Genomic DNA, 25,315 nt, shown 5'->3' on the forward strand with positions numbered 1-25,315 from the left:
CAGGTTCAATTTCAGACAGCCAGGAGATAAGCGCTTTGCAACCATCAGCATCATTGGTGAAACGTTTTACTTCTTCTGTTGGAATGACACCAACATCAAGAATAGCTTTAGAAACATCAATGCCGATAAACAGATTCTTTCCCATAGTCTTTCTCCTTTCCCGTTCTTGCAGAATGCGGGATCCAGATGGTCCCCAGTCAACTGTTCGGGCTATTGGGAGGAAGGGAATGACGCCTTACGCTCTGTGACGGGCTTGGTGTCCCAAAACACGATCAAGCTGTCATTCCCTGGCTACTTGAAAGAACATTAGATGCTACACGCTGAACATACAAGGAACACAGAGAACTACAAAAACAGTTTTTTGTGACTCACCTGAAATGAAGCTGGCCATGGGGGGTATCTTGTTCTTCCTCTGAGAACTCTGTGACCTCTGTGGCAGCTTGTTTTTATGGGTTAGAGAAACTCCTCAAAGTAGTCCAGATCCTTGTGGAAGGTTTCCTCCAGACGCCAGAGCGAGAACAGAGCGATGGCCATGGTCAGGCAACCGACGATAATCGCCCCCTGCTGCAGGCCAAAATGGTTGCGAAAGTACAGAAACAGCATGGTGATCGGCACGGTCATTCCCCGCACAAAGTTGGGGACTGAGGTTGCCACCGTGGCCCGCAGGTTGGTGCCGAACTGCTCGGCGGCAATCGTGACAAAGATGGCCCAGTAGCCGATACCGAACCCCAACAGTCCGCAGATCCCGTAAAACGCCTCAGCGCTGACGCCACCGGCCATAAAATAAACCACAACTGCCACTGCGGTGATGATCAGAAACAACAGCACCACCTTTTTGCGGCTTTTCAGCAGTTGGCTCAGAATACCGCTCAGCAGGTCTCCCGCCACCAAGCCCAGGTAGCAGTACATCACCGCATTACCGGCACTGACGGTTCCCGCCACACCCAGCAGCTTGGCAAATTCAGGGGAAAAGGTGATCAACACCCCCACCACAAACCAGGAAGGCAGACCGATCAGGATCGAGTGCAGAAAACGACCAAAACGGTCGCGGCTGGTGAAGAGCGACAGGAAGTTCCCTTTGCTGACCTGCTCCTGCACCTTCATGGTGCTGAACATGCCGGATTCCACCACCCCAAAGCGCAGCGCCAGCAGGCAGAGCCCCAGTATACCGCCGATGATGAAGGCGTTGCGCCAATCAAAATGCTTGGCAACAAAATTGGCCAGAATCGCCCCGGAAACCCCCACCGAGGCAACGATCATGGTGCCATAGCCCCGCACGGTCTTGTGCAGCACCTCACTGACCAGGGTGATACCGGCCCCCAGCTCGCCCGCCAGGCCGACGCCGGCAATGAAACGCAGGGTGGCATAGGCACCGATTGAATCAACAAAACCGTTGGCAAAGTTGGCCATTGAATAGAGGAAGATCGAACCGAACATGATCTTAAGCCGACCTTTGCGGTCCCCCAGCACCCCCCAGAGAATACCCCCCAACAGCATACCCACCATCTGCATGTTCAGCAGGAACACCCCCTGATCCACCAGATCCTTGCCGGACAGCCCCAGCGCCTTCAGGCTGGGAACCCGCACAATGCTGAACAACACCAGATCGTAGATATCCACAAAATAACCCAGCGCAGCAACGATGACCGGCAGGCTGAAGATGGCCTGGATTACACCGGGAGCAGCTTGGGGCGAGGTCTGTTCGGACATGGTCGTTTCTCTTTCAGCTGGTGGATTGGGGCTCGGCTGGTTATCAGAAAGGGTGCGGCTTTTATCCGTCCTGAGTTTTTGCTATGGTGCTGCAGATGCTGAAGAAGCTGATATTTTAGAGTCGGCAATGGATTCCGTTGTGTGGTTTTTGCTGCTTAGGCATAAATAGAAAAAAGGCCTCTCAGAGCCTGCATTTCATCAGGTGTAACAGGTTGAGACGGTTTGCGCTTTGTTGCTTCATCAGTATCTGTTAGTACTGATGAGAGCGTTACTTCGTCTGGAATATTGGCTGTTCTGCGCTCTTTTGCACCGTTTGGGGTTTGGCTGTTGTTTTGATCAACACTAGACTGTTTTTTCAGCTCTGCATACTGAAGCTCAAGAGGGGAAAGGTATTTGCTCCGTATTGGAAAGCTCATTGCGCGAATCCTTCAGTGACAAATCCGGCAGAGCACGGTTCCACAATAGTCCCAGGCTCATCATCGTCATGAAAAAGACGGAAAATAGCCAGCCTTTCATCAAAAGAAATACCGTGGTAGCTGAACTCTGTATCTGTTGAAATTTGCATACAACTCCCGCTTTTAAAAGGTTTCAGTATTCGTTATCGGCAGTGATTTGGATTTTCTCAAGCTGGAAAAGGTAGGGAGTTGCAGACGAGTTACAAGCGGAGGTCCTATGAATGTGCCGGAATTGCTGCAACTGTCATCAAGCTACTGGAATACCTGTACACTCCATGCCGGGGTCAAGCTGGATATCTTTAGCCATCTGGCAGACAAGCCAATGACCACGGCCAACCTGGCAGAAATTATCGTTGCTGATGAACGTGGCCTTGAAATGCTGCTCCACGGGCTTACTGCCCTGGACCTCTTGCAGAAAGAAGGTGACAGCTTCAAATGTACAGAGTTCAGTGCCAGCTATCTTGCAAAAAGCTCTGAGTCCTACATGGGGCATATTATCATGCATCATCACTATCTGGTTGAAGGCTGGAGTCACCTTGATGAAGCGGTGCTGCGAGGCGGGCCGGTACGGAAAAGTTCATCCCATGGTACAGGCGAAAAGGAGCGGGAGAGCTTTTTGATGGGGATGTTTAATCTTGCTTCTCTGATTGCACCCCGTATCGCTGCCCAGATTGATTTAAAAGGACGTCACCGCCTACTTGATCTGGCAGGTGGACCAGGCACCTATGCCATTCACTTCTGTAAAGTGAATCCTGATTTGAAAGCTGTTGTCTATGATCTTCCCACAACCCGCCCCTTTGCAGAGCAGACCGTGCAACGTTTTGGGCTTTCTGAGCGAATAGCATTCAGTGCAGGAGATATCCTGAGTGATGACCTTGGTACCGGCTTTGACGTGGTCTGGATTTCTCATCTTCTGCATAGTGAAAGCCCTGCAAACAGCTCGGCAATTGTTGACAAGGCGGTAAAGGCACTAAATCCCGGTGGGCTTTTGCTGATTCAGGAGTTTATCCTGCATGATGACAAGGCAGCACCACTCTTTCCAACCCTGTTTTCATTGAACATGCTTATTGGTACACAGTCTGGTCAGGCTTACTCTCAGCAGGAGATTACTACTATCATGGCTGGTGCAGGGCTGGCTGATATCAGAAGACTGCAGCTTGATTTGGCCAATGGTGCCGGCGTCATGGTGGGGACAGCTGCTAATTGAATATGTACCGTAAAAAACACCGTCAAAAGTTATGGATTTGAGTGTTTCTGTGAGGACTACACGGGATGCGTATAAATAAAAAAAAGCCATGATTTCTCAGGGCTTTTGGGACTAGTCTGGACTAGTCTGGATTGTTGAATGGCGGAGGGGGTGAGATTCGAACTCACGGACGGTTGCCCGTCGCCGGTTTTCAAGACCGGTGCCTTAAACCGCTCGGCAACCCCTCCAGAGGAAAGACTTTCTAGCATACTTTTGGGCAGAAGCTCAAGCCCCTATTTGGTGATTTTTTCCATACCTCCCATGTAAGGGCGCAGGGCCGCCGGGATGAGGATGGAGCCATCGGCCTGTTGGTAGTTCTCAAGAATGGCGACTAGGGTGCGGCCCACCGCCAGGCCAGAGCCGTTCAGGGTATGGATAAACTCTGGCTTGCTCTTCTCTTCTTCCCTGAAGCGGATACCGGCCCGCCGTGCCTGGAAATCGCCGAAGCTACTGCAGGAGGAGATCTCACGGTACAGATTTTGACCCGGTAACCAGACTTCAAGGTCATAGGTTTTACAGGCCGAGAAGCCGATGTCACCGGAGCAGAGTGCCAGCAGTCGGTAGGGAAGTTCCAGTAGTTGCAGGACTTTTTCAGCATGGCTGGTCAGCTTTTCCAGTTCAGCCTGGGACTCATCCGGGTGAACAAATTTGACCAGCTCAACCTTGTTAAACTGGTGTTGACGGATCAGGCCACGGGTGTCCTTACCGTGGGAACCGGCCTCACGACGGAAGCAGGGGGTGTAGGCGGTATAACTGATCGGCAGATCAGATTTTTTCAGAATCTCGTCACGGTGGATGTTGGTAACCGGTACTTCGGCTGTCGGGATCAGGAAAAAATCAGGATCAACCAAACGGAACAGGTCTTCTTCAAATTTGGGCAGTTGTCCGGTGCTGGTCATACTGGCCCGGTTCACCATGAAGGGGGGTAGCACCTCAGTATAGCCATGGTCCGTGGTGTGCAGATCAAGCATAAAGCTGATCAAAGCCCGCTCAAGACGTGCGCCAGCCCCTTTGGAGAGACAAAAGCGGGCGCCGGTGATCTTGGCACCCCGTTCAAAATCAAGGATGTCCAGATCTTCACCGAGATCCCAGTGTGCTTTGGCTTCAAAGTCAAAGGTTGGCGGTGTGCCCCAGCTGCGAACCACCACGTTGTCCTCTTCAGACTTGCCAACCGGTGTCGTGGGATGGGGCAGGTTGGGGATGGTCATCAGCAGGGTGTTAAGCTCTTCGTCAACGGTCTTCAGTTCATCATCAAAACCTTTGATTTTGGCAGAGACCTCTTTCATCTCAGCAATCTTGTCTTTGACCGTACTTTTGTCCTTAACCTTGGCAATCTCTTCGGAGACGCTGTTCTTCAGCGCCTTGAGGGTTTCGCTCTCAGTCAGCAGGCTACGGCGTTTGATGTCCAGCTCTCGAAAGCCTGACAAAGAAATGTTGCCACCACGGGTGGCAAGGGCGGCTTCGGCCTGATCAAGGTTGTCGCGGATAAATTTAGTGTCAAGCATGGGAAATTCCTTTGGTTCTAACAGGATGAAGGTGTACTATCTAGCACTTATGAACCGTTACCGTCAACGCAAAACAGGCTTTCAATTCCGACTCAAGGCTCTGCCTTGCTCTCTGCTTTTGCTGCTGCTTACTGCTCTTCCGGTCTATGCCGGAGAGGTGGTGATCCAGGCTGCCGGTGATGTGATGCTGGGTGGTCTCTGGGAACAGCAGATGTCCCAGGATGGCTATTATCATCCCTTTACCCGAATTGCGTCGGAGCTGAAAAAAGGGGATATTACGCTGGTTAACCTTGAGGCCCCCCTGACAGGCCGTGGTAAAGAGTTTACCGACAAAAAATATCGTTTCCGGGTCAAGCCGTCTGCACTAACTGCCTTCAAGAAAGCCGGTATTACCACGGTTACCCTGGCCAATAATCACAGTATGGATTACGGGGCTGTTGGCCTGCAGGACACCCTGCAGCAGTTGGATAAGGCCGGTATTGGTCATGTCGGCGCCGGAGAAAATCTGGCTGCTGCCCGTAAAGCAGCTGTCTACGACATACGCGGCACCAAGGTGGCTTTGCTTGGCTATTCCCTGACCCTGCCGCTTGAGTTCTGGGCTGGCGATAAACGGGCCGGTACTGCACCGCTGATGGAAAAGATGGTCAAGGATGATATTGTTGCTGCCCGCAAGCAGGCATCCATTGTGATCGTGACTGCCCACTGGGGCGAAGAGGGTAAGACCCGGCTGCGTGAGTATCAGCCCCGCCTGGCTCGGATGATGATTGATAGCGGAGCCGATGCGGTGATCGGCCACCATCCCCATATCCTGCAAGGGGTTGAAACGTATAAACGGGGGATCATCTTCTACAGTCTGGGAAATTTTGCCTTTGCCCACAAGAGCCGGATAGCTGACCGAACCTTGCTGGTACGGCTACGTTTTGATGGTGACAAACGGTCCGCAGAGCTGCTGCCGGTTAACATCCTGCACCGCGAGGTTGGTTTTCAGGCCACGCCACTTGCTGGCAAGCGTGCTGATGAACTGGTTGCGCGGGTGAAAAAGCTGCCGCCTGCCAAGCTGGCTGTCCGAAAAGAGGGTGAACGCTGGCTGGTTGATTTTTAGTACAACAGATACGTCTCCCGCAGCTTTCTAAACTGCTCAATTCCCCCCCGCCAGCGTGCCATGACCTGTTCCGGTGACGCGCCATCACGCAGCATCTTCCAGGCCTGATTATCTCCCAGCATACCGTAGAACCCACCGGCAACATGATACTGTTTGGGGTGTGTCTGCTGGATCGCCCGGACAAGGTAGAGTCCGGCCAGCGGCAAATTGGCAACGTTCAGATCGGTGATAGTCACTTCAATTCCGTTGCAGAGTTTGCCTTGGTAGGTGTGGCCGGGGGCAGTGGGAGTAAAGCTGGTGGCACTGAATTTCAGGCCCGGCAGGTTTGGCAGGTTTTTTAAGACTGCTGTTGGATCAAGCCATGGCGCACCGTATTTGTGGAACGGTTTGTCGGTGCCCCGCGCAACGGAAAGATTGGTTGCCTCCAGCGGACCAAAACCGGAATACAGCAGGGCAGCGATCGGATCTTTCATGTTGGGGGATGGGTTGATCCAGGCTAAACCGGTCTCCTGCCAGAGCAGCTCCCGTTTCCAGCCCTCCATGGATACCACCTGCAGATTTGCATTAATCTTTGCCTCTGCGTTGATCAGCCGGGCCAGTTCACCAACGGTCAGGCTGTGGCGGGTGGGGATCGGGTGGGTTACGGTCAGGGAGCGGCAGCCGGTTTTGTCCGCAGCAATTCTACGGGAGATCTCGCCAGCATCAGGCACAGCCCCTTCAACCGCTATCCCCCCCAGTGGATTGGGGCGGTCCAGTACCACCAGCGGAATCCCCTGCTGTTTGGCTGCCAGCAGGGCATGGTGCAGGGTGCCGATGTAGGTGTAAAAACGTGCGCCGATATCCTGGATATCAAAGACCAACACCTGAATACCGGTTATCATCTCCGCTGTGGGGCGGCAGGTTTTGCCGTAGAGCGAGTAGATCGGCAGTCCGGTCCGCTGGTCGGTTGCGGAAGAAAGCTTGACGTCGGAATCACCCCGGATGCCATGTTCCGGTGAAAAGAGCGCCACCAGTTTGACACCGGGAGCCTGGGCCAGCAGGTCAATACTGCTGCTGCCGTTTAGAGTACGTCCGGTGTTGTTGGTGATCAGGCCGACCCGTTTGCCCTGCAGCAGATCAAAGTTGCGGCGGGCCAGGATGTCGATGCCGGGAATGACTCCGGCAAAGGAATCAGCAGCAGACAGCAGCAAGCACAGAACAATCAGCAGGCGGGCCATACCACCTCCTCCATCCCGATCTCTTCCTGCAGGGCACGAATCAATCCCTCCAGCTCCTCTTCCCGTCCTTCCGGGGCGATGACCCGCACAATGCCATTCTTGTTGTCAACCGTACTGACCGTGCAGAGCCCTTCGTAGGATTCCGTGATAAAGGTCAGGTAGGCGTGCTGGCTGCGTTCTACCTTGAAAAAACGTGGGGTCGTCATGCTGTCACCTCGTCACCCTGCAGGGCCACCGGCAAGGAACGTCCTTCAATCATCCCCATGGCGAGCTGACAGGCCGGAGCATCGACAATCTGTGCCCTGGCCTCGGCCAGACTGATGCAGGGGATGTTGTTTTGGGCGAGCAGTTCCAGCAACCGGCTGAAGGAGTTGCGGATCACACCCCCTTCCAGCTCGGTGTGAACCGTCAGCACGTTCAGGCCCGGCTTCAGCTGTTTGAGATAGTAGTCCGGCAGGTCGTCCGGGGTCAGGCCATCGCGGCCAAGCAGTTCGTCGGCCGTGGGCAAGGTGGTGGGGATCTGCAGGGTGTTGAAGCGTTGGCCGTTTATCACCGGATAGAAGGGCAAGGTTCCACGACAGTCACTGCAGTAGGACAGCTCCATCTGGTCCTGCAGGGCCAGGGAGTCTGGCGAAACGGTCCAGCCCGGCGCTGCGGTGGTGGTGGTCAGCCGATCAAAGACCTGCTTGAACCCTTTGGCAGCCTGGCCCAGTTCTGATTTAACAAAGCTAAGATCACTCTTGAGCAGAAAATCATGCCAGTTAGCATGGTCCCAGGCATGAATCCCCACCTCATGCCCCTGCTGTTCCGTCTGTCGCATAATATTGCCACATTTTTGGTAGATCACCGGTCCTGGTAGCAGTACGCCGTACAGCATGGTCTTGATGCCATAGGCCGAAGGTGCGCCGGAACGCAGCGCCTTTTGCAGAAACCCTTTGTGGGTAAAGATACGGCGCAGGGCTCGGCCGGTGTGATCTGGCCCCAGGCAGAAATAAAAGGTGCCTTTTGCGTTGTAACGGGCCAGTAGGTCAAGCAGCACCGGTACGCCGTCCCGGGTGCCAACGTAGGTATCAACATCAATCTTCAGGGCAACAACCGGCTGTGGCATCTGAAACTCCATTCGTGGAAATGGGGGGCATGGTAGCAGGTTTGCTCAAAGAGTAAAATAATCTTGATGGCTTCTTGACAGCCTTGCTTCAGGTTTTGACACCAATTTGATTGCCCGGTTGCTACGCTTTGATCATGCAGGATCAGCGCGCACCAGGAGGTCAACCAACATGAAGGCATACCAGTTTAACGAGGCCACCGGGCTGTACGAAGGTGAAATTTTTGAAGACAGTGCTACACTTCCCTATGTGGGCGGCGTTACCACGGTTGCCCCGCCGGAGTATGGCGCCGGTCAGGTGCCGGTTTTTGATGCTGCAGCTCAACAGTGGGAGTTACTGCCAGTAGCCATTGTCCGTCAACTGATATTGGGGAGAAACCAATGAGTCAGACTCTGCTTGAACTGGTGCAGGTGCTGTTCCTGCTGGTGGTCCTGTTGGCACTGGTTAAACCGCTGGGCGGTTTTATGGCCAGGGTCTATCAGGGGGAGCGTACCTTTCTGACGCCGTTGCTGGCCCCGGTTGAAGGTCTGCTCTACCGGATCAGCGGGGTGCAACCGGATGATGAAATGGGCTGGAAACGTTATGCCTGGTCCATGCTGCTGTTTAATCTGGTGCTGTTTTCAGGGCTGTTTGCCCTGCTGTTAACCCAGCATCTGCTGCCGCTGAACCCGCAAAAACTACCACCCTTTTCCTGGCAACTGGCCCTGAATACCGCCATCAGTTTCACCACCAATACCAATTGGCAAAATTATTCCGGCGAACAGGCCGCCAGCTATCTGACCCAGATGGCAGGCTTTGGTCTGCATAACTTTGCCTCTGCCGCCACCGGCATGGCGATTGTGATTGCGCTGATCCGTGGATTCAGCCGCCGCAAGAGCTCTGCCATCGGTAATTTCTGGGTGGATCTGACCCGTGGCACGCTCTACATCCTGTTGCCGATCTCGATCATCGCTGCCCTGTTGCTGGTCTCCCTGGGGGTGATCCAGAACTTCTCCCCCTATAAAACCGTACCTTTGGTACAGTCGGTCAGCTATGACAAGCCCAAGCTGGACGACAAGGGGGCTCAGCTCAAGGATGCCAAGGGCAATCCGGTTACGGAGAACGTAATTGCCAAAGAGGCTACCATTCCGATGGGGCCTGTTGCTTCACAGGAGGCGATCAAAGAGCTGGGCACCAATGGTGGCGGTTTCTTTAACGCCAATTCAGCCCATCCCTTTGAGAACCCCACCCCACTGACCAACTTCGTGGAGATCCTGCTGATCCTATTGATACCTGCCTCGTTGACCTACACCTTTGGTCTGATGGTGGGCAATACCCGTCAGGGCTGGATGCTGCTGGGGGTAATGATCTTACTATGGTTGCTCTGCTTTGGTGTGCTGCAGGGGGTTGAGCAGGCGGGCAACCCGTTGGTGGCCAAGCTGGGGGTAAGTGGCGGCAACCTTGAAGGGAAGGAAACCCGCTTTGGTATGGTTGCCAGCAACCTGTTTACCGTGACCACCACCGCTACCTCATGCGGCGCAGTCAATAGTATGCACGATTCCCTGACCCCGATCGGTGGCATGATCCCGCTCTCACTGATCCTGCTGGGGGAGATCGTCTTCGGCGGGGTCGGTTCCGGGCTCTACACCATGCTGGCCTTTGCCATAATCGCCGTCTTTGTCTCCGGCCTGATGATCGGACGTACCCCGGAGTATCTGGGCAAGAAGATTGAGGTGCAGGAGATGTGGATGTCGATCATCACCATCCTGACCGCCGGTGTGGTGGTGCTGATCCTGTCCGGTCTGGCCATGATAACCCCTTCTGCGGTGGCCTCCATGAGCAATCCCGGCACCCACGGCTTGTCAGAGGTGCTGTATGCCGTGGCCTCCATGGCCAACAACAACGGCAGCGCCTTTGCTGGTCTGAATGGCAACGTACCGTTCTATAACCTGCTGGGCGGGTTGGCCATGACCATTGGTCGCTATATCCCGGCAGTGGCTGTGTTGGCCATGGCTGGTTCCCTGGCAGAGAAGAAGTACATTCCCCCCAGCCTGGGTACCCTGCCCACTGACAAGCTGCCGTTTGCGGTTTGGCTGACCCTGGTGATCCTGATCGTCGGTGCTTTAACCTTTTTCCCGGCACTGGCGCTGGGGCCGATAGTGGAACATCTGACCATGCGGTAAGCCTGATAGGTACTGGGCCTAACTAAGCCCCTTCTGGAGAGACAACAATGTCCAAACATACCCAACAGCCGCAATCGGCCTTTGATACAGCACTACTGCAGGGGGCACTGCTGGAGTCCCTGAAAAAACTTGATCCCCGCCAGCTCTGGCGCAACCCGGTTATGCTTTGCGTTGAGATTGCCAGTCTGATAACCCTGGTTACCTTTGTCCTGTCACTTTCTGGGGCTAACAAGGAACCGGCCTGGTTTACCGGCGCAGTCTCAGCCTGGCTCTGGCTGACCGTGATCTTCTCCACCTTTGCCGAGGCACTGGCCGAAGGGCGGGGCAAGGCACGGGCCGCCTCCCTGCGTTCATCCCGGACCAACGTAACTGCCAAGCTGCTTGCCAAACCAGATTTTAACAGCGCCTTTACCACGGTTGGCGCCAGTCAGCTTCGCAAGGGGGATTGCATCCTGGTGGCTGCTGGCGAGATGATCGCCGGTGACGGTGATGTGCTTGCAGGCGCAGCCCTGGTCAATGAATCGGCCGTAACCGGTGAATCAGCCCCGGTGATCCGTGAGTCTGGCGGCGACCGCAGCGCGGTGACCGGCGGTACCAGCGTGATCGCCAACAGCATTATCGTGCGGATTACAGCCAATCCCGGCGAGACCTTTCTGGACCGGATGATCGGCCTGATTGAAGGGGCCAAGCGTCGTAAGACCCCCAACGAAGTGGCCCTGGAGGTGTTGCTGATCGCCCTGACCGTGGTCTTTCTGCTGGTCTGCGCCAATATTGCGCCGCTCTCCAGCTACAGTGTTAAGGCAGCCGGGCAGGGTACGCCGGTCTCTTTGACCATCCTGACCGCCCTGTTTGTCTGTCTGGCCCCCACCACCATCGCCGCCCTGCTGCCTGCCATCGGCATTGCCGGTATGGACCGCCTGTTCCAAAAAAACGTGATCGCCCTGTCGGGTCGGGCCATTGAGGCGGCCGGTGATGTCAATGTGCTGTTGCTGGACAAGACCGGCACCATCACCCACGGCAACCGTGAGGCAACCGCCTTTGTCCCGGTGGGTGGCCACAGTGAGCAGGAACTGGCCGAGGCTGCCCTGATGGCATCCCTGGCTGATGAGACCCCGGAGGGACGCAGCGTGGTTCTGTTGGCAAAGCAGAACAACGGACTGGTCAGGGAGACCCCCAAGGATGCCGAAGTGGTTGAGTTCAGCGCAGATACCCGTCTCTCCGGCATTAATCTGGCTGGACATCAGTACCGTAAAGGGGCATCCGACTCCACCATCGCCTTTGTCAAAGGGCTGGGTGCAACCAGCATCCCCCCTGAATTGGCTGATCTGGTGGACAGGATTGCCCGGGCCGGAGCCACGCCGCTGGTGGTAAGCCGTGACAACGAGATCATGGGGGTGATCAACCTGAAGGATATTGTCAAGGCCGGTATCCAGGAGCGTTTCCTGCAACTGCGCTCCATGGGGATCAAGACCGTGATGATTACCGGTGATAACCCGCTGACTGCAGCGGCCATTGCCGCCGAGGCCCAGGTGGATGATTTTCTGGCCCAGGCCAAGCCGGAGGAAAAGCTGCGTCTGATCAAGGAGTACCAGGAACAGGGGTATATGGTGGCCATGACCGGCGATGGCACCAACGATGCCCCGGCACTGGCCCAGGCTGATGTTGCGGTGGCCATGAACACCGGCACCCAACCGGCCCGAGAGGCTGCCAATATCATTGATCTGGACTCCAACCCCACCAAGCTGCTGGATATCGTGGAGGTGGGCAAGCAGATCCTGATGACCCGTGGCAACCTGACCACCTTCAGCATCTCCAACGACATTGCCAAGTATTTTGCCATCATCCCGGCCGCTCTGCTCTCAATCTATCCCCAACTTGGGGTGCTGAATCTGATGGGGCTGGCCAGCCCCTACAGTGCCATCCTTTCAGCGGTAATCTTCAATGCCATCATCATCCCGATGCTGGTGCCGCTGGCCCTGAAGGGGACGAAATTCCGTGCCATGCCTGCTGAAAAGCTGCTGATCCATAACCTGCTGATTTATGGGTTGGGCGGCATCATCGCGCCGTTTGCGGGGATCAAGGCGATTGATATGCTGATCGCGGTCTTTGTTTAGAAGTAAAGGCGATAGCACGCGGATAACGCTGATTGGGCGGATATCCGCAGATAAAGTCAACTGATTCAAGTCTTAAAACAAAATCAAAGTTTTTAAAGCTTTAAATCCGTGCTAATCCGCTCAATCCGTGTCATCAGCGTGCCATTAAAGGTTTTAGGAGCCAAACCATGAAGGATATAAAACCAGCCATCCTGCTGTTCATCGTATTCACCGTCATCTGCGGCGGCATCTATCCGGCCCTGGTGACCAGCATAGCCCACGCCCTGTTCCCCGACCAGTCCAAGGGCAGCTTCATCCATGATAAATACGGCAAAGAGATCGGCTCCTCCCTGATCGGTCAGCCGTTCTCTGATCTCAAATACCTCTGGCCCCGTCCCTCTGCCACGGCAGAGTTTGGCTATAATTCTTCTGCATCCGGTGGTTCCAATAGCGGTCCCACCAACCCGGATTATCTGAAGACCGTGGCAGAACGGGTCAAGGCGCTGCGGGACAGCGGCATCACCGGCCCGATCCCGGCTGAACTGGTACAGGCCTCGGCAAGTGGACTTGATCCTCACCTTTCACCACAGGTAGCCAGGCTGCAAGTGCCACGGATCGCCAAGGCCCGTGGCATACCGGAGACCATGGTGCAGAAGCAGATAGATGCCGCTACAGAACAACCGCAACTGGGGATATTAGGCGCAGCGCGGGTAAACGTGCTTGCGGTGAATCTGAAATTAGATACACTAACTCCATGACCAACCAGGACACCAACATACGCCCCACGCCAGAGGCGATGCTGAAGCTGGCCCAAGCGGAAGAGGTCCAATCCGAACAGGGCCGGCTGAAGGTGTTTCTGGGCTATGCCGCTGGCGTTGGCAAGACCTACGCCATGCTGGAGGCGGCACGCAAGCGCAAGGCAGATGGCCGTGATCTGGTGGTGGGCTATGTGGAATCCCATGGTCGCAGTGAGACCGATGCCTTGCTGGATGGGTTGGAGCTGATCCCCCGCCGTCAGCTTTCCTATGCCGGCGTCACGCTGCCGGAGATGGATCTGGATGCCATTCTGGCCCGCAAGCCGCAGATTGTGCTGGTGGATGAGCTGGCCCACAGCAATGTGCCCGGCTCGCGCCACGAAAAGCGCTGGCAGGATGTTGAGGAACTGCTGGCGGCCGGGATAGATGTCTATACCACCGTCAATATTCAGCATTTTGAAAGCTTAAATGATGTGGTGGCTCAGATCACCGGCATCACGGTGCGGGAGACCCTGCCGGATCGGCTGCTGGATATCGCCTTTGAGATCAAGCTGATCGACCTTCCGCCGGAAGACCTGCTGCAGCGGTTGCAGGAAGGCAAGATCTATATCCCTGATCAGGCAGCCAAGGCGATTGAGAAGTTCTTTCGCCCCGGTAACCTGATGGCGCTCAGGGAGCTGTCGCTACGCCGTACCGCAGCTAGGGTGGATGACCAGATGCGGGCCTATATGGAGACCCAGTCCATTGCCGGTCCCTGGCCCACTGCAGAACGGTTGCTGGTCTGCGTCAGCGGCAGTCCCTACAGTGAGCAGTTGATCCGGGCTACCCGCAGGCTGGCCGAGGAGCTGAAGGCGCCCTGGCATACGGTCTATATTGAGACGCCGGGCAGTGATCGCCACACTCGCCAGAACCGTGAACGGGTCTGGCAGGACCTGCGTTTTGCTGAAAGCCTGGGGGCCCAGGTGGCCACCGTCACCGCCACCTCTGTGCCGGATGCGGTGGCTGAGTATGCGGCCCGCCATAACGTGACCCGCATCGTGGTGGGTAAGCCTACCCATAGCCGTTGGTATGAACTGCTGCACCCGTCGATTGTGGATCAGATCATCCGTCGCAGCAGTAGCAGTGATGTCTTTGTGGTTCGTATCAATACTGAGGGGATAACGCCACCACTGCAAAAGGGTAGCCCTCGCGGCCATCATCTCCATCCTTGGGGATATCCTCTGGCTGCGGCTCTGGTGGCCGTTGCAACCATTTTCTGCTGGCTGGTCAGCCGCTTCCTGGAGCCGACCAATCTGGTGATGATCTATCTGCTGGCGGTGGTGGTGGCTGCGGTCCGGCTGGGACGCAGACCGGCCATGCTGACCGCCTTTCTGGGGGTGCTGGCCTTTGACTTTTTCTTTATCCCGCCCCACCTGACTTTTGCCGTGGCAGATACCCAGTACCTGATCACCTTTGCCGGACTGTTTACGGTGGGGATCGTGATCAGCAACCTGGTGGCCCGTTCACGGGAACGGGCTGATGTAATCCGGGTGCGGGAGATCCAGACCGCCTCGCTCTACTACCTTAGTCGTGACCTGGCTGCGGCTGCTGATATCACCAAGGTGTTAACGTCAGTGATCAGAAATGTAGAGGAGGCGCTAAACGCCAAGGCAGTCATTTTTTTGCCGGAGGGAGAGCGGCTGGAGATGCTGACGGCCAGCGATGGGCTGATTCTGGATAGCAAGGAACAGGCGGTGGCGGACTGGGCCTTCCGTAACCGGCATCCGGCCGGACGTGGCACTGATACCCTGATCTCGGCAGAGTTGATTTATCTGCCGCTGCAGACACCGGCCAGCCAGCTGGGGGTGCTGGGGGTACGGATGGAAGATGAATATGACTACCGTTCGCAGGAGAGCCGCCGTCTGCTGGATGCCTTTGCCACCCAGGCGGCCATGGCCATCGAGCGGGTTCAGTTTTCCCATCAGGCTGAACAGGCCCAGATCCTCCAGGCCCGTGAGAATCTGGAGCGCGCCCTGTTGAACTCCATCTCCCATGACCTGCGTACTCCGCTGGTCTCCGTAACCGGCGTACTTTCCAGTCTGCGTGATGAGGGGATGCATCTGAGCGATCAGGCCCGTCGTGAACTACTGGATACCGCCTGCGGCGAGGCAGAACGGTTGAATCGCTTTGTGGGCAACCTGCTGGATATGACCCGGATTGAGGCCGGAGCCATCAGACTGAATCTGGAGCTGTGCGATATTCAGGATCTGGTGGGCTGTGCCATGGCGGCCATCAAGCCTCGTGTCGGGAGTTATCTGATAACGATCAGCCTTCCCGATGACCTGCCCATGGTTTTTATGGATCAGGTGTTGATGACCCAGGTGCTGGTGAATCTGCTTGATAATTCGCTGAAGTATTCCTTGCCGGAGCGTGCTATTGAAATCAGCTCCCATCAGGAACATGGCTGGCTGGTGCTGGAGGTCGCCGACCATGGTCCCGGTGTGCCGGAGCAGGATCTGAAACGGGTCTTTGACAAGTTTTACCGGATTCCGGTTCCTGAAGGGGTTAGTGGCACCGGTCTGGGGCTTTCCATCTGCAAAGGGATTGTTGAGGCCCACGGTGGGACTATAAGGGCTGAAAACCGTGCCGACGGGGGGCTGGTGATAAAGATCCGCCTGTCGCTGGCCAAAACAGGACAACAGGAAAAGGAATAGAGGCATGATCGCTGAGAGTACGTCGGGTAACCTCCCAAGGGTTCTGATCATTGATGATGAAGTGGCCATCCGCAAGTTTCTGCGTACGGTTCTATCCAGTGAGGAATTTTTGTTGTACGAGGCGGAGAATGCCCATACCGGCCTGTCGCTTACGGCTGCAGTCCGCCCGGATGTGATTCTGCTTGATCTCGGTTTGCCCGATCTGGATGGCTTGGAGGTGATCAAAAGGATCCGTGACTGGTCGCAGGTGCCGATCATCGTGCTTTCGGTACGGGAGCGGGAAGAAGACAAGATTGCTGCACTGGATGCCGGGGCTGATGATTACCTGACCAAGCCGTTTGGGGTGGGAGAACTGTTGGCCCGTATCAGGGCTGCCATGCGTCGTTTGCAGCAGGAACTGCCAGAACCGGTTTTTATCAGTGATGATCTGGAGGTAAACCTGGAGCTGCGGCGGGTAATGGTTAAGGGAAAGGATGTCCAGCTTACCCCAACGGAATATGATTTGTTGAAATTGCTGGTCAGCCAGGCTGGCAAGGTGCTGACCCATCGCCATATCCTGAACAAGATCTGGGGGCCATCCCACCTGGAACAGCCCCATGTGCTGCGGGTCAATATCAGCAATCTGCGCCGTAAAATAGAACTAGATCCTGCGCAACCTCTTCATATTACAACAGAACTTGGTGTAGGTTATCGTCTTGTCTGAGTCCCGGTAATCTGCCTTGATGCCTTCTTGATACCTCTTGATCTGATCTTGATGCCCTCTTGATGCACAGCCTGATACGCTGGCAGTATCTCATTGCGAGGGCGCGTTATTCATGGAACCAGCGGAACAACAATCAGGACAGGGATTCTTTGCCAAATGTATCCGTGCCATCTTTGGCGCTCCCAAGCATCTGAAGGATACCAACCTCTTTCACAAGATGGCGTTGATCCCGATTTTGGCCTGGGTCGGTCTGGGTGCTGACGGCCTGTCATCCTCGGCCTACGGTCCGGAAGAGGCGTTCCGCGCCCTGGGAAACCATACCTACCTGGCGGTTCTGCTGGGGCTTGCCACTGCCCTGACGGTTTTCATTATCTCCTACGCCTATTCCCGCATCATCGAGCATTTCCCCCATGGCGGCGGTGGCTACATTGTGGCTACCCATATGCTGGGTGAGAAGGCCGGGGTGGTCTCCGGCAGCGCCCTGCTGGTGGATTACGTGATGACCATCACCATCTCGATCGCCTCTTGCTGTGACGCACTGTTCAGCTATGTCCCCCAGCACTATCACCACTATAAGGTACCGGTTGCCTGTGTCCTGACCCTGCTGCTGATCATCCTTAATGTACGCGGGGTGAAGGAATCCATTACGGTTCTGGCCCCCATCTTCGCCATCTTTGTGATCAGCCACCTGATCATGCTGCTGTACGGTGTCTTTACCCACACCGAGCGGTTTGCGCCGCTGGCTGGTGATTTTTCCACCGGCATCAAGCATGACCTTTCAAGCATTGGTCTGTTTGGCATCATGCTGCTGTTTCTGCGGGCCTATTCCCTGGGTGGTGGTACCTACACCGGTATTGAGGCGGTTTCAAACGGTCTGCAGATCATGCGTGAACCGCGGGTGCAAACCGGCAAGCGTACCATGCTCTACATGGCCACCTCACTGGCCTTCACTGCCGGGGTACTGTTCCTCTGCTATGCCCTGGTCGGCATCAAGCCGGTGGAGGGTAAGACCCTCAACGCGGTGCTGGCTGACGGACTCTTTGCAGGCTGGCCCATGGGCAGCACCATCGCCTTCATCACCATCTTCTCTGAAGGTGCGCTGCTGCTGGTGGCTGCCCAGGCCGGTTTTGTAGACGGTCCACGGGTTATGGCCAACATGGCGATTGACTCCTGGTTTCCCCACCGTTTTGCGGCGCTCTCGGTTCGGCTGACCATGCGCAACGGCATCCTGCTGATGGGGGTCGCGGCCATTGCCCTGCTGTTCTATACCGGTGGCTCAGTCTCGGCCCTGGTGGTGATGTACTCCATCAACGTCTTTGTCACCTTCTCGCTGTCACAACTGGGGATGTCAAAGTTTTTCATTCAGCGCAGAAAAGAAGACCCGCAATGGATGCGGCATCTTTCCGTCCACCTGGTGGGGCTGGTGCTGTGTGTGACCATCCTGGCGGTCACCGTCTTTGAAAAATTCACCGAAGGGGGCTGGATGACGCTTCTGATTACCTCGGTGGTAATCGTGCTTTGCTATCTGATCAAGGGGCACTACAAACGGGTACGGCTCGGTATGGCCGATCTGGACCAGAGCCTGCTGGATGTGCCGGTCAGCGCTCATGGTGAACCGCCTGCCATCGATCACAATGCCGCTACTGCCATTCAGCTGGTTTCCGGTTACAGCGGATTTGGTGTGCATACGCTCTTTTCCATCCTTTCCACCTTTCCCAAGACCTATAAAAACGTGATCTTCGTTTCAGTGGCCATGATCGATTCCGGCAGCTTTAAAGGCGCCGAAGAGATTGAGGCGCTGGAGCAATCAGTCCGGTTCGGACTGGAACAGTATGTAAACCTTGCCCGCAAACTGGGCTTTGCCGCCGACTACCGTATGGCCGTGGGAACCGACGTGGTGGAGGGAGCTACGACGCTCTGTCAACAGATTGCCGGAGAGTTTCCCCGCTCAACGGTCTTTACCGGACAGCTCACCTTCCGTTTGGAGAAGTTCTACCATCGCCTGCTGCACAACGAGACGGCCTTCGCCATCCAGCGCCGCCTGCAGTGGGACGGCCTGACCACCGTTATTTTGCCGATCAGGGTGCGTACCTAGATTCACGCCACCAAAATCTCAAACAGACCTCGCCGTTTGGATTCCTCTCCAACTACTGTTTGTATCAAAACAAGTATTGCTGACAGGCGTCTTGCGCATGCCCAGGAATACTTGACAGCTTTGAGAAAAAGAGTATCTTCCGCCACAGAAGACAGCAGCCGAGATTCATCGCGATAAAGGCCGATGGATGCGGGGGACCCGATCAGTTGGGGCGTATTCCAGCGCAAGCTGGTTAGAGGACTTTCAACCTCAAGCCCGTCAGCTAACCTCGTAGGCATTTGAAGGGGCATCGGACAGGACAGACGTCTTGCGGCCATTGCCGGGGGCGTTTTTTTCTTCCAAGCCCGGTGTGTTGAGGGAAAGGGGCAGTTATGCAACAACATGACGCTGAAAGCTTCTGGGGTGGTGTCATAAAGTCCATGGGATTGGTGTTTGGCGATATCGGCACCAGCCCGATCTATACCCTGACGGTTATCTTTGCCATTACTAAACCGACCCCGGACAACATCTTCGGAATCGTCTCCCTGATTTTCTGGACCCTGGTAATTTTGGTGCACCTGGAATACTCGATCCTTGCCATGTCCCTCTCCCGTAAAGGTGAGGGGGGGACTATCGTGCTGAAGGAGATCCTGACCCGGATGCTGCAGCCGGGTAAAGGTTTGGCTCTGATCGGCATTCTTTCCTTTCTGGGTGTGGCGCTTTTGCTGGGTGACGGGGTGATTACGCCTGCCATCTCGATCCTCTCAGCCGTGGAGGGGATGGTGCTGATCCCCGGCCTGGAGGCAACCAAACAGGGGGTGCTGATCCTGATCGCCGCCATCATTGCGGTGGGGTTATTCATCTTTCAGGACAAGGGCACTGACAAGGTGGCCAAGGCCTTTGGGCCGATCATGATCCTTTGGTTTGGGGCGTTGACGGTCTCCGGTCTGATCGCCATTGCTTCCCATCCTGGTATTCTCAAGGCCTTAAGCCCTCACTATGCCATCAATTTTTTAATGCATCACGGTCTTGCCGGATTTTTTGTACTATCCGAGGTGATTCTGTGCGCCACCGGTGGTGAGGCACTGTATGCCGACATGGGGCATTTAGGACGCAAGCCGATCCGCCATGCCTGGTACTTTGTGTTTGTCGCTCTGGTGATCAATTATCTGGGGCAGGGCGCATATCTTCTGAATAATCCTGAGGCCAAGAACATCCTGTTCAGTATGGTCAAGTGGCAGGCTCCCCTGCTGTATATCCCGTTTTTGATCCTGACCATTACTGCTACGGTGATCGCCTCCCAAGCCTTGATCAGTGGCGTTTTTTCCATTGTCTATCAGGGGATCACCACCCGTATCCTGCCGCTTCTGAAGGTTGATTACACCTCAACCCACCTCAAGTCCCAGATCTATATCGGTTCGGTCAACTGGCTGCTGCTGGGGCTGGTGATCATGATCATGCTGGTGTTCCAGAAATCTGAACATCTGGCTGCGGCTTACGGCCTGGCGGTGACCGGTACCATGACCATCACCGGCATTATGATGGTAACCATCTTCAGCAGGACCCAAAAAAAGTGGAAGGTGCCGCTGGCCCTGTTTGTGACGTTGATGGATCTGGTTTTTCTGGTCTCCAACCTCTACAAACTGCCCCACGGCGGCTACTGGTCCCTGATCCTGGCCTCAGTGCCGCTGATTACCATTCTGGTCTGGACCAAGGGACAGCGGGCGCTCTATCTGGCTCTGCGTCCCTTGGAACTGGACACCTTTCAGCTGGCCTATGAGCAGATCTATAGCAAGGGCAGGAATATCCCTGGTACCGGTCTGTTCTTTGTCAAGGAATACAACGTGGTGCCCCCCTACGTGGTGCATTGCATTATCCGCAGCAACATCATCTATGAGCGTAACGTCTTTATCTCCATCGTGCGGACCGATGAACCCTACGGCCTGCAAAGCGAGCTGAAGACCGGCATTGCCCAAGGTCTGGATGCCTTTGAGATTCATGCTGGGTATATGGAGCATATTGCCATTGAGGAGCTGTTGCACCAGAACGGGGTGCAGGAAAAGGTTATCTTCTACGGTATTGAGGATATTGCCACTAATAACCTGATCTGGAGGTTCTTCTCGGTGATCAAGCGGCTGACCCCCAACTTTGTGCAGTTTAACAAACTGCCGGCGGCGAAATTACAGGGGGTCGTAACAAGGGTGGAGATGTAGCCGGAGAAGCGGTCCTTTTCCGCCTTGGCTGCGTCAATCGTCACAATGACTTGTGCGGCGTACGGTTTTGTACGCCTCCGCGTCATTGCTCAATTGCCTCACCCAAAACGAAAAAATCCTCGCTTCTTGAGGTAGCTTTGTCTGTTGCCCCGCCGGAGTTTTCGGCGGGGCGTTTTCATGTCTGAATGCTGATTATGCTTGGGGTGTCTGCGGCAGGTATTGTTCAAACTGCTTCTTGTCTATGGCGCATTTATGGGCCTCTTCCGGCGTGACCTGTTTGGTCTTGAGCAGATCCAGCAGATGCTGATCCATCAGCTGCATGCCGTCCTTCTTGGCGGTCTGGATGATGGAGGGGATCTGGAAGGTTTTGCCTTCACGGATCAGGTTGGCAATGGCCGGGGTGCCCAGCATTATCTCCAGGGCAGCCACCCGTCCGTGGCCGTCGGCGGTCTTGAGCAGCTGCTGGCAGACTACCCCTTTTAGGGATTCTGACAGCATGGTGCGGACCTGATCCTGGGATTCCTTGGGGAAGACATCAATGATCCGGTCAATGGTCTTGGCAGCCGTATTGGTGTGCAGGGTGCCGAAGACCAGGTGGCCGGTTTCGGCAGCGCTCATGGCCAGCTGAATTGTTTCCAGATCCCGCATCTCTCCCACCAGGATGATGTCCGGGTCTTCCCGCAGGGCAGCCCGCAGGGCCGAGGCAAAGGAGTTGGTATGTGCCCCGATCTGGCGTTGGTTCAGCAGCGACTGCTTGTTCTCATGGATGAACTCCAGCGGATCTTCCAGGGTCAGGATATGCTCCGGGCGGGTGGCGTTGATCAGATCGATCAAAGCGGCCAGGGTGGTTGATTTACCTGAGCCGGTCGGGCCGGTGACCAGTACCAGCCCTTTTTTGAAGTTGGTCATCCGCCTGACCCCTTCCGGCAGATTGAGCTGATCTGCGGAGAGGATCTTGGCCGGGATGATCCTGAAGACCGCTGCCACGCCACGGTGGGTCATCATAATATTGCCCCGAAAACGGGCCAGATCCGGTACGGCGTAGGCAAAGTCAAGGTCGTTGGTGGTCTCGAACTGTGCCCGTTGCTCATCATTCAGGATCTCATACAGGATAGGGATAAGTTCTTCATGGGACATAGCCTTGAACTGCAGCCGGACCATCTCGCCATGCTGACGGAAGATGGGAGGATTGCCGGATGAGAGGTGCAGATCTGAAGCCCCTTGCTCCTTCATCATTTTGAACAGTGCATCTATTTTAGCCATTATAGTAACCTCATAAAGACAGTTTATTCACGCGGAGCCGCGGAGTTCGCGGAGAACGAATTATAGTAGACATGGTTTTGAACTGTTTTGCCTGTCTTTCTTCACAGGTAGATCGGATACTCTGTCGTTTTCCCCTTCGCGCCTCAGTGTCTCCGCGTGAGTCGGTTTTGGGGAAATAGTGCTGATGGATAGTTATTGTATTACTGCTGCAATAAACTCTTCCGGGGATACCGCTCCCGCCTTCAACAACGCTTCTCCCTCTGCCTTGATTCCGCGATACCCATCGGCATTCAGTCCGGCAATGAAGCTGCTTCCGTCAGAAGCGGCATCAAAACGGGCGTGCAATTCACGGTCAAAGCAGATGCAGTTGGTCAGGAAAATCCGATCACTGACACCGGTAAAATTGCAGTGAGGGCAGCCTGTTGCATGATACAGCTCTGCAGGTGGTGGCTGCAGCTGAAGACCGAGCAGTTCCTGTTGCGGCAGGGTGGCGGTCTGCCTGCAGGAGGGGCAGAGCAGCTGGATACCTTTGAATGATACAATGCCGGAAAGAAACGGGGTCAAAAAGGCGTTGCGCTGACGGTAGCGGATCAGGTGATCGCACAGGTTGCGGGTGCCGCGGATATCCATGCCCACCAGCACCAGTTTGCCCCGCATGGCAGCCCGTGCTGCAGCGGTAAATGGCTCCAGAGCGGTGCCGTCTTCAATCACCATGATATCCGGGCCATGCTCAAGGCTGTCCATAATCAGCCGACCACGGCTCGCCTCTGATTCTGGTAGCGGGATACGGGGGAACTGTTTGAGCATTCTCCCTGGTTCATTGCCAAGAATCAGCACAGACCTGTTGGTGGTGTCCAGCTCCTCCAGTAGCAGATCCATAAAACGACAACGTTCCTGCAACGAGCGGGATGCAAATAGAATCAGGCCGTGGCGTACGGTTGTGAGGCGGGTAAATTGCTCTCTCTGGAATGACGACAGTTGTAATCGGGACAGGGTGTGAGGAATGTTGGCCGTTATATGCCGACGGATGGTGATGTAGTCTCCCTGTCTGCCAGGCATCAACAGGACCTGAAAACAGAGTTCCCGTTCATGATGGCGAAAGCTGATGCAACCGCTAAGTGAGGGTTCACTGGAGAACGGTAGTGTAGCCGCTTTGCGGATCAGGCTGCAGACCGTTGTATAGTGATCAGCTGCAAGCATCCCCAGCTCATGGTTGCTTGCGCCACTACGGGCGGTGATGGCAATTGCCGTATCCAAAGGCATAAAGGAACAGGAGCTTAGCTGGTGCTGAATGCTGTAGGCAAGCAGGTTGTTCAGCAGCTGTTGTCCGCTGAGATCTGAGTTGATGGAGGAAAGCTGTTCGGCAGTAAACTGACCTGAGCTAAAACCAAGTTGTTCTTCTTTACTCAGGCCGTAGCACTGGTCAAGCATTTCGTTTATTTCACGGGCCAGGGCAACCGAGAGGTTTATCCGGCAACCTGACGCCTCGGCAGCAGCGGCAACAGCTTCTTTGCTGAGTGGGTCGGCAATGGCAATAGATAGCTCATCCCCTGCTTTTATCAGTGGTATCAGTTGATGTGTTCTGCAGATGTTTGCAGGAATCAGCATCAGGGCATCCGGGTCAATCATCTCGCGTTTAAGCCGGATGTAAGGAATATCCAACTGATTGGAGAGTGCCCAGTCAATATCCTCCTGGGTGACGATACCCAGAATAACCAGTGCTTCACCAAAGCGGCATCCGCTACGTTGCTGTTCTTCAAGTGCGGCGGTGATGTCGGCATCACTGATGATACGTGAGTTATAGAGGATGGCACCCAGCGTGCCTTCCCTGACATTGATCGGCATAGGGCTCCCTTCTGCTGCTGAGGAATAGATGCTATTGTAACGTGATATGCTGTTGAGTCAACCATTGCAGATGTGGTACAGATGCTGCCCTTTTAAAAAGTTGCCAAAGGAGTTTGCGATAGATGCAACGTCGAGCATTAGCGTTATTTTCAGGTGGCCTGGATTCAATCCTGGCGGTGAAGGTGATCCAGCAGCAGGGGGTTGATGTGCTGGCCATCAACTTTACGTCACCTTTTTTTGGTTGTTCACCGATCCTTGACGGTGAGCCAGTGGCAGCCCAATATGCCCGGCGTTATGCTATTCCGTTTCGTTCCATTCCGTTGGGGGCTGAGTTTATTGAGATGCTGCGGCATCCCCGCCATGGCTATGGCAGTGCCCTCAATCCTTGCATTGACTGCAAGACCTTTATGCTGCGCTGTGCCGGTGCCCTGCTGCAGGAGTTGCAGGCTGACTTTGTAATCACCGGTGAGGTGGTGGGGCAGCGTCCCATGAGCCAGCGCCAGGATACCCTGCGTCTGATTGAGCGGGATTGCGGCATTGCCGGCCTGTTGCTGCGTCCGCTTTCAGCAAAGTATATGAAGGTGACCATCCCGGAGGCTGAGGGCTGGGTGAATCGGGAGCAACTGCCTGCCATCAAGGGGCGGGGACGTAAGGATCAGATGCGGTTGGCAGCCGAGCTTGGGGTTGATGAGTATCCGGCGCCGGGCGGTGGCTGCCTGCTGACCGAGGAGAGCTACATTCCCAAGGTCAAGGATTTGCTGGATCACCAGACCGTGCCGGTGATCAGGGATTTTGATCTGCTGCGGACCGGCAGGCACTTTCGGCTGTCTGAGACCTGCAAGGCAGTTGTTGGGCGGGACAGCAGCGATAATGAGAAGATTCTGGCCTCAATCGGGGCAGGAGAAACCACCCTGCGCTGGATGGATGGTGCCAGCCCGCTGGTGCTGCTGGTGGGGGAACCGTTGGAAACGGATCTTCGACAGGCTGGGCGGATTCTGATGCGCTACACCAAGGCACCTAAAGGTGAGCCTGCACGTTTAAGTCTACAGGTCGATGGAAAACAAACAGAGATCAGTGTGCTGAATGATTTGCAGGAGGATGAGCTGGAGCAGTTCAGAATTTAATCCCCATTCCAACTCAAGGCGATATCTTCGTTGGCTCGTCTTCAACTCC

General features: G+C 55.3%; 20 protein-coding genes, 1 tRNA gene and 1 riboswitch. Of the genes, 11 read left to right on the forward strand and 10 right to left on the reverse strand.

What is annotated here, in order from left to right:
• Positions 1-453: 453 nt before the first annotated feature.
• The 3 genes from B5D39_RS05080 to B5D39_RS16920 all read right to left on the reverse strand — a co-directional run bounded on the left by B5D39_RS05080 (position 454) and on the right by B5D39_RS16920 (position 2,275).
• Positions 454-1,710: an MFS transporter gene (locus B5D39_RS05080; protein ID WP_078789322.1), complete on the reverse strand. Its 1,257-nt coding sequence runs from the start codon at positions 1,708-1,710 to the stop codon at positions 454-456.
• 155 nt (positions 1,711-1,865) lie between these two features.
• Complete coding sequence (locus tag B5D39_RS05085; protein WP_078789323.1) at positions 1,866-2,126, reverse strand: hypothetical protein; 261 nt, start codon at positions 2,124-2,126, stop codon at positions 1,866-1,868.
• A complete protein-coding gene (locus tag B5D39_RS16920) occupies positions 2,123-2,275 on the reverse strand; it encodes a hypothetical protein (protein ID WP_153304304.1) in 153 nt (50 codons plus the stop codon). The genes B5D39_RS05085 and B5D39_RS16920 overlap by 4 nt, the downstream gene beginning before the upstream one ends.
• A gap of 107 nt (positions 2,276-2,382) precedes the next feature.
• On the opposite strand from B5D39_RS16920, the gene B5D39_RS05090 reads away from it, so the two are divergent.
• The gene (locus tag B5D39_RS05090) at positions 2,383-3,372 is read left to right on the forward strand and encodes a methyltransferase (RefSeq protein WP_078789324.1); all 990 of its coding nucleotides are present in this window, start codon (positions 2,383-2,385) and stop codon (positions 3,370-3,372) included.
• Positions 3,373-3,511: 139 nt separating this feature from the next.
• Here the strand turns inward: B5D39_RS05090 and B5D39_RS05095 are convergent.
• A tRNA-Ser gene (locus B5D39_RS05095) sits at positions 3,512-3,599 on the reverse strand.
• Positions 3,600-3,644: 45 nt separating this feature from the next.
• Positions 3,645-4,916 (reverse strand): serine--tRNA ligase, encoded by a 1,272-nt coding sequence (serS, locus tag B5D39_RS05100; RefSeq protein WP_078789325.1) that lies wholly within the window; start codon positions 4,914-4,916, stop codon positions 3,645-3,647.
• A gap of 49 nt (positions 4,917-4,965) precedes the next feature.
• Between serS and B5D39_RS05105 the strand changes: the two genes are divergently transcribed.
• Positions 4,966-6,018: a CapA family protein gene (locus tag B5D39_RS05105; protein WP_244161359.1), complete on the forward strand. Its 1,053-nt coding sequence runs from the start codon at positions 4,966-4,968 to the stop codon at positions 6,016-6,018.
• On the opposite strand, the gene B5D39_RS05110 is transcribed toward B5D39_RS05105, so the two are convergent.
• Genes B5D39_RS05110 through B5D39_RS05120 form a run of 3 tightly spaced genes read right to left on the reverse strand, consistent with a single transcriptional unit; the run spans position 6,015 to position 8,343 of the window.
• Positions 6,015-7,235 (reverse strand): exo-beta-N-acetylmuramidase NamZ family protein, encoded by a 1,221-nt coding sequence (locus B5D39_RS05110; RefSeq protein WP_078789326.1) that lies wholly within the window; start codon positions 7,233-7,235, stop codon positions 6,015-6,017. The genes B5D39_RS05105 and B5D39_RS05110 overlap by 4 nt on opposite strands.
• Positions 7,220-7,441, reverse strand: coding sequence for a DUF4911 domain-containing protein (locus B5D39_RS05115; protein WP_078789327.1), 222 nt, complete (start codon positions 7,439-7,441; stop codon positions 7,220-7,222). Before B5D39_RS05115 ends, B5D39_RS05110 begins: the two co-directional genes overlap by 16 nt.
• The gene (locus tag B5D39_RS05120; protein WP_078789328.1) at positions 7,438-8,343 is read right to left on the reverse strand and encodes a polysaccharide deacetylase family protein; all 906 of its coding nucleotides are present in this window, start codon (positions 8,341-8,343) and stop codon (positions 7,438-7,440) included. Before B5D39_RS05120 ends, B5D39_RS05115 begins: the two co-directional genes overlap by 4 nt.
• Positions 8,344-8,512: 169 nt before the next feature.
• Here B5D39_RS05120 and B5D39_RS17090 point away from each other — a divergent pair, with 169 nt between their 5' ends.
• From B5D39_RS17090 to B5D39_RS05160, 8 genes are all read left to right on the forward strand, one after another.
• Positions 8,513-8,725 carry a hypothetical protein gene (locus B5D39_RS17090; RefSeq protein ID WP_078789329.1) on the forward strand — a complete coding sequence of 71 codons (213 nt, stop codon included), beginning with the start codon at positions 8,513-8,515 and terminating at the stop codon, positions 8,723-8,725.
• Complete coding sequence (kdpA, locus tag B5D39_RS05130) at positions 8,722-10,503, forward strand: potassium-transporting ATPase subunit KdpA (protein WP_078789330.1); 1,782 nt, start codon at positions 8,722-8,724, stop codon at positions 10,501-10,503. The genes B5D39_RS17090 and kdpA overlap by 4 nt, the downstream gene beginning before the upstream one ends.
• Positions 10,504-10,550: 47 nt before the next feature.
• A complete protein-coding gene (gene kdpB, locus B5D39_RS05135; RefSeq protein WP_078789331.1) occupies positions 10,551-12,617 on the forward strand; it encodes a potassium-transporting ATPase subunit KdpB in 2,067 nt (688 codons plus the stop codon).
• Between the two features lie 167 nt (positions 12,618-12,784).
• Positions 12,785-13,354: a potassium-transporting ATPase subunit KdpC gene (gene kdpC, locus B5D39_RS05140; protein ID WP_078789332.1), complete on the forward strand. Its 570-nt coding sequence runs from the start codon at positions 12,785-12,787 to the stop codon at positions 13,352-13,354.
• Positions 13,351-16,044, forward strand: a complete 2,694-nt coding sequence (locus B5D39_RS05145; protein ID WP_078789333.1) for a sensor histidine kinase — start codon at positions 13,351-13,353, stop codon at positions 16,042-16,044. The genes kdpC and B5D39_RS05145 overlap by 4 nt, the downstream gene beginning before the upstream one ends.
• A 4-nt stretch (positions 16,045-16,048) precedes the next feature.
• The gene (locus tag B5D39_RS05150; protein ID WP_078789334.1) at positions 16,049-16,747 is read left to right on the forward strand and encodes a response regulator; all 699 of its coding nucleotides are present in this window, start codon (positions 16,049-16,051) and stop codon (positions 16,745-16,747) included.
• Between the two features lie 112 nt (positions 16,748-16,859).
• Entirely contained in the window at positions 16,860-18,842 is a 1,983-nt protein-coding gene (locus B5D39_RS05155) for an APC family permease (protein WP_078789335.1), read from the forward strand.
• Positions 18,843-18,988: 146 nt separating this feature from the next.
• Positions 18,989-19,134, forward strand: a riboswitch (cyclic di-AMP (ydaO/yuaA leader).
• Between the two features lie 79 nt (positions 19,135-19,213).
• Positions 19,214-21,034 (forward strand): KUP/HAK/KT family potassium transporter, encoded by a 1,821-nt coding sequence (locus tag B5D39_RS05160; RefSeq protein ID WP_078789336.1) that lies wholly within the window; start codon positions 19,214-19,216, stop codon positions 21,032-21,034.
• Between the two features lie 192 nt (positions 21,035-21,226).
• Here B5D39_RS05160 and B5D39_RS05165 read toward each other — a convergent pair whose 3' ends face one another.
• Both B5D39_RS05165 and B5D39_RS05170 read right to left on the reverse strand, forming a co-directional pair.
• Positions 21,227-22,297, reverse strand: a complete 1,071-nt coding sequence (locus B5D39_RS05165; protein WP_078789337.1) for a type IV pilus twitching motility protein PilT — start codon at positions 22,295-22,297, stop codon at positions 21,227-21,229.
• A 192-nt stretch (positions 22,298-22,489) separates the two neighbouring features.
• The gene (locus B5D39_RS05170) at positions 22,490-24,142 is read right to left on the reverse strand and encodes an ATPase, T2SS/T4P/T4SS family (RefSeq protein WP_078789338.1); all 1,653 of its coding nucleotides are present in this window, start codon (positions 24,140-24,142) and stop codon (positions 22,490-22,492) included.
• 122 nt (positions 24,143-24,264) lie between these two features.
• On the opposite strand from B5D39_RS05170, the gene B5D39_RS05175 reads away from it, so the two are divergent.
• On the forward strand, positions 24,265-25,266 hold the full coding sequence (locus B5D39_RS05175) for a hypothetical protein (protein ID WP_078789339.1): 1,002 nt from the start codon (positions 24,265-24,267) through the stop codon (positions 25,264-25,266).
• Positions 25,267-25,315 lie beyond the last annotated feature (49 nt).

It is taken from the genome of Trichlorobacter thiogenes (assembly GCF_900167465.1).
Classification (GTDB): domain Bacteria; phylum Desulfobacterota; class Desulfuromonadia; order Geobacterales; family Pseudopelobacteraceae; genus Trichlorobacter; species Trichlorobacter thiogenes.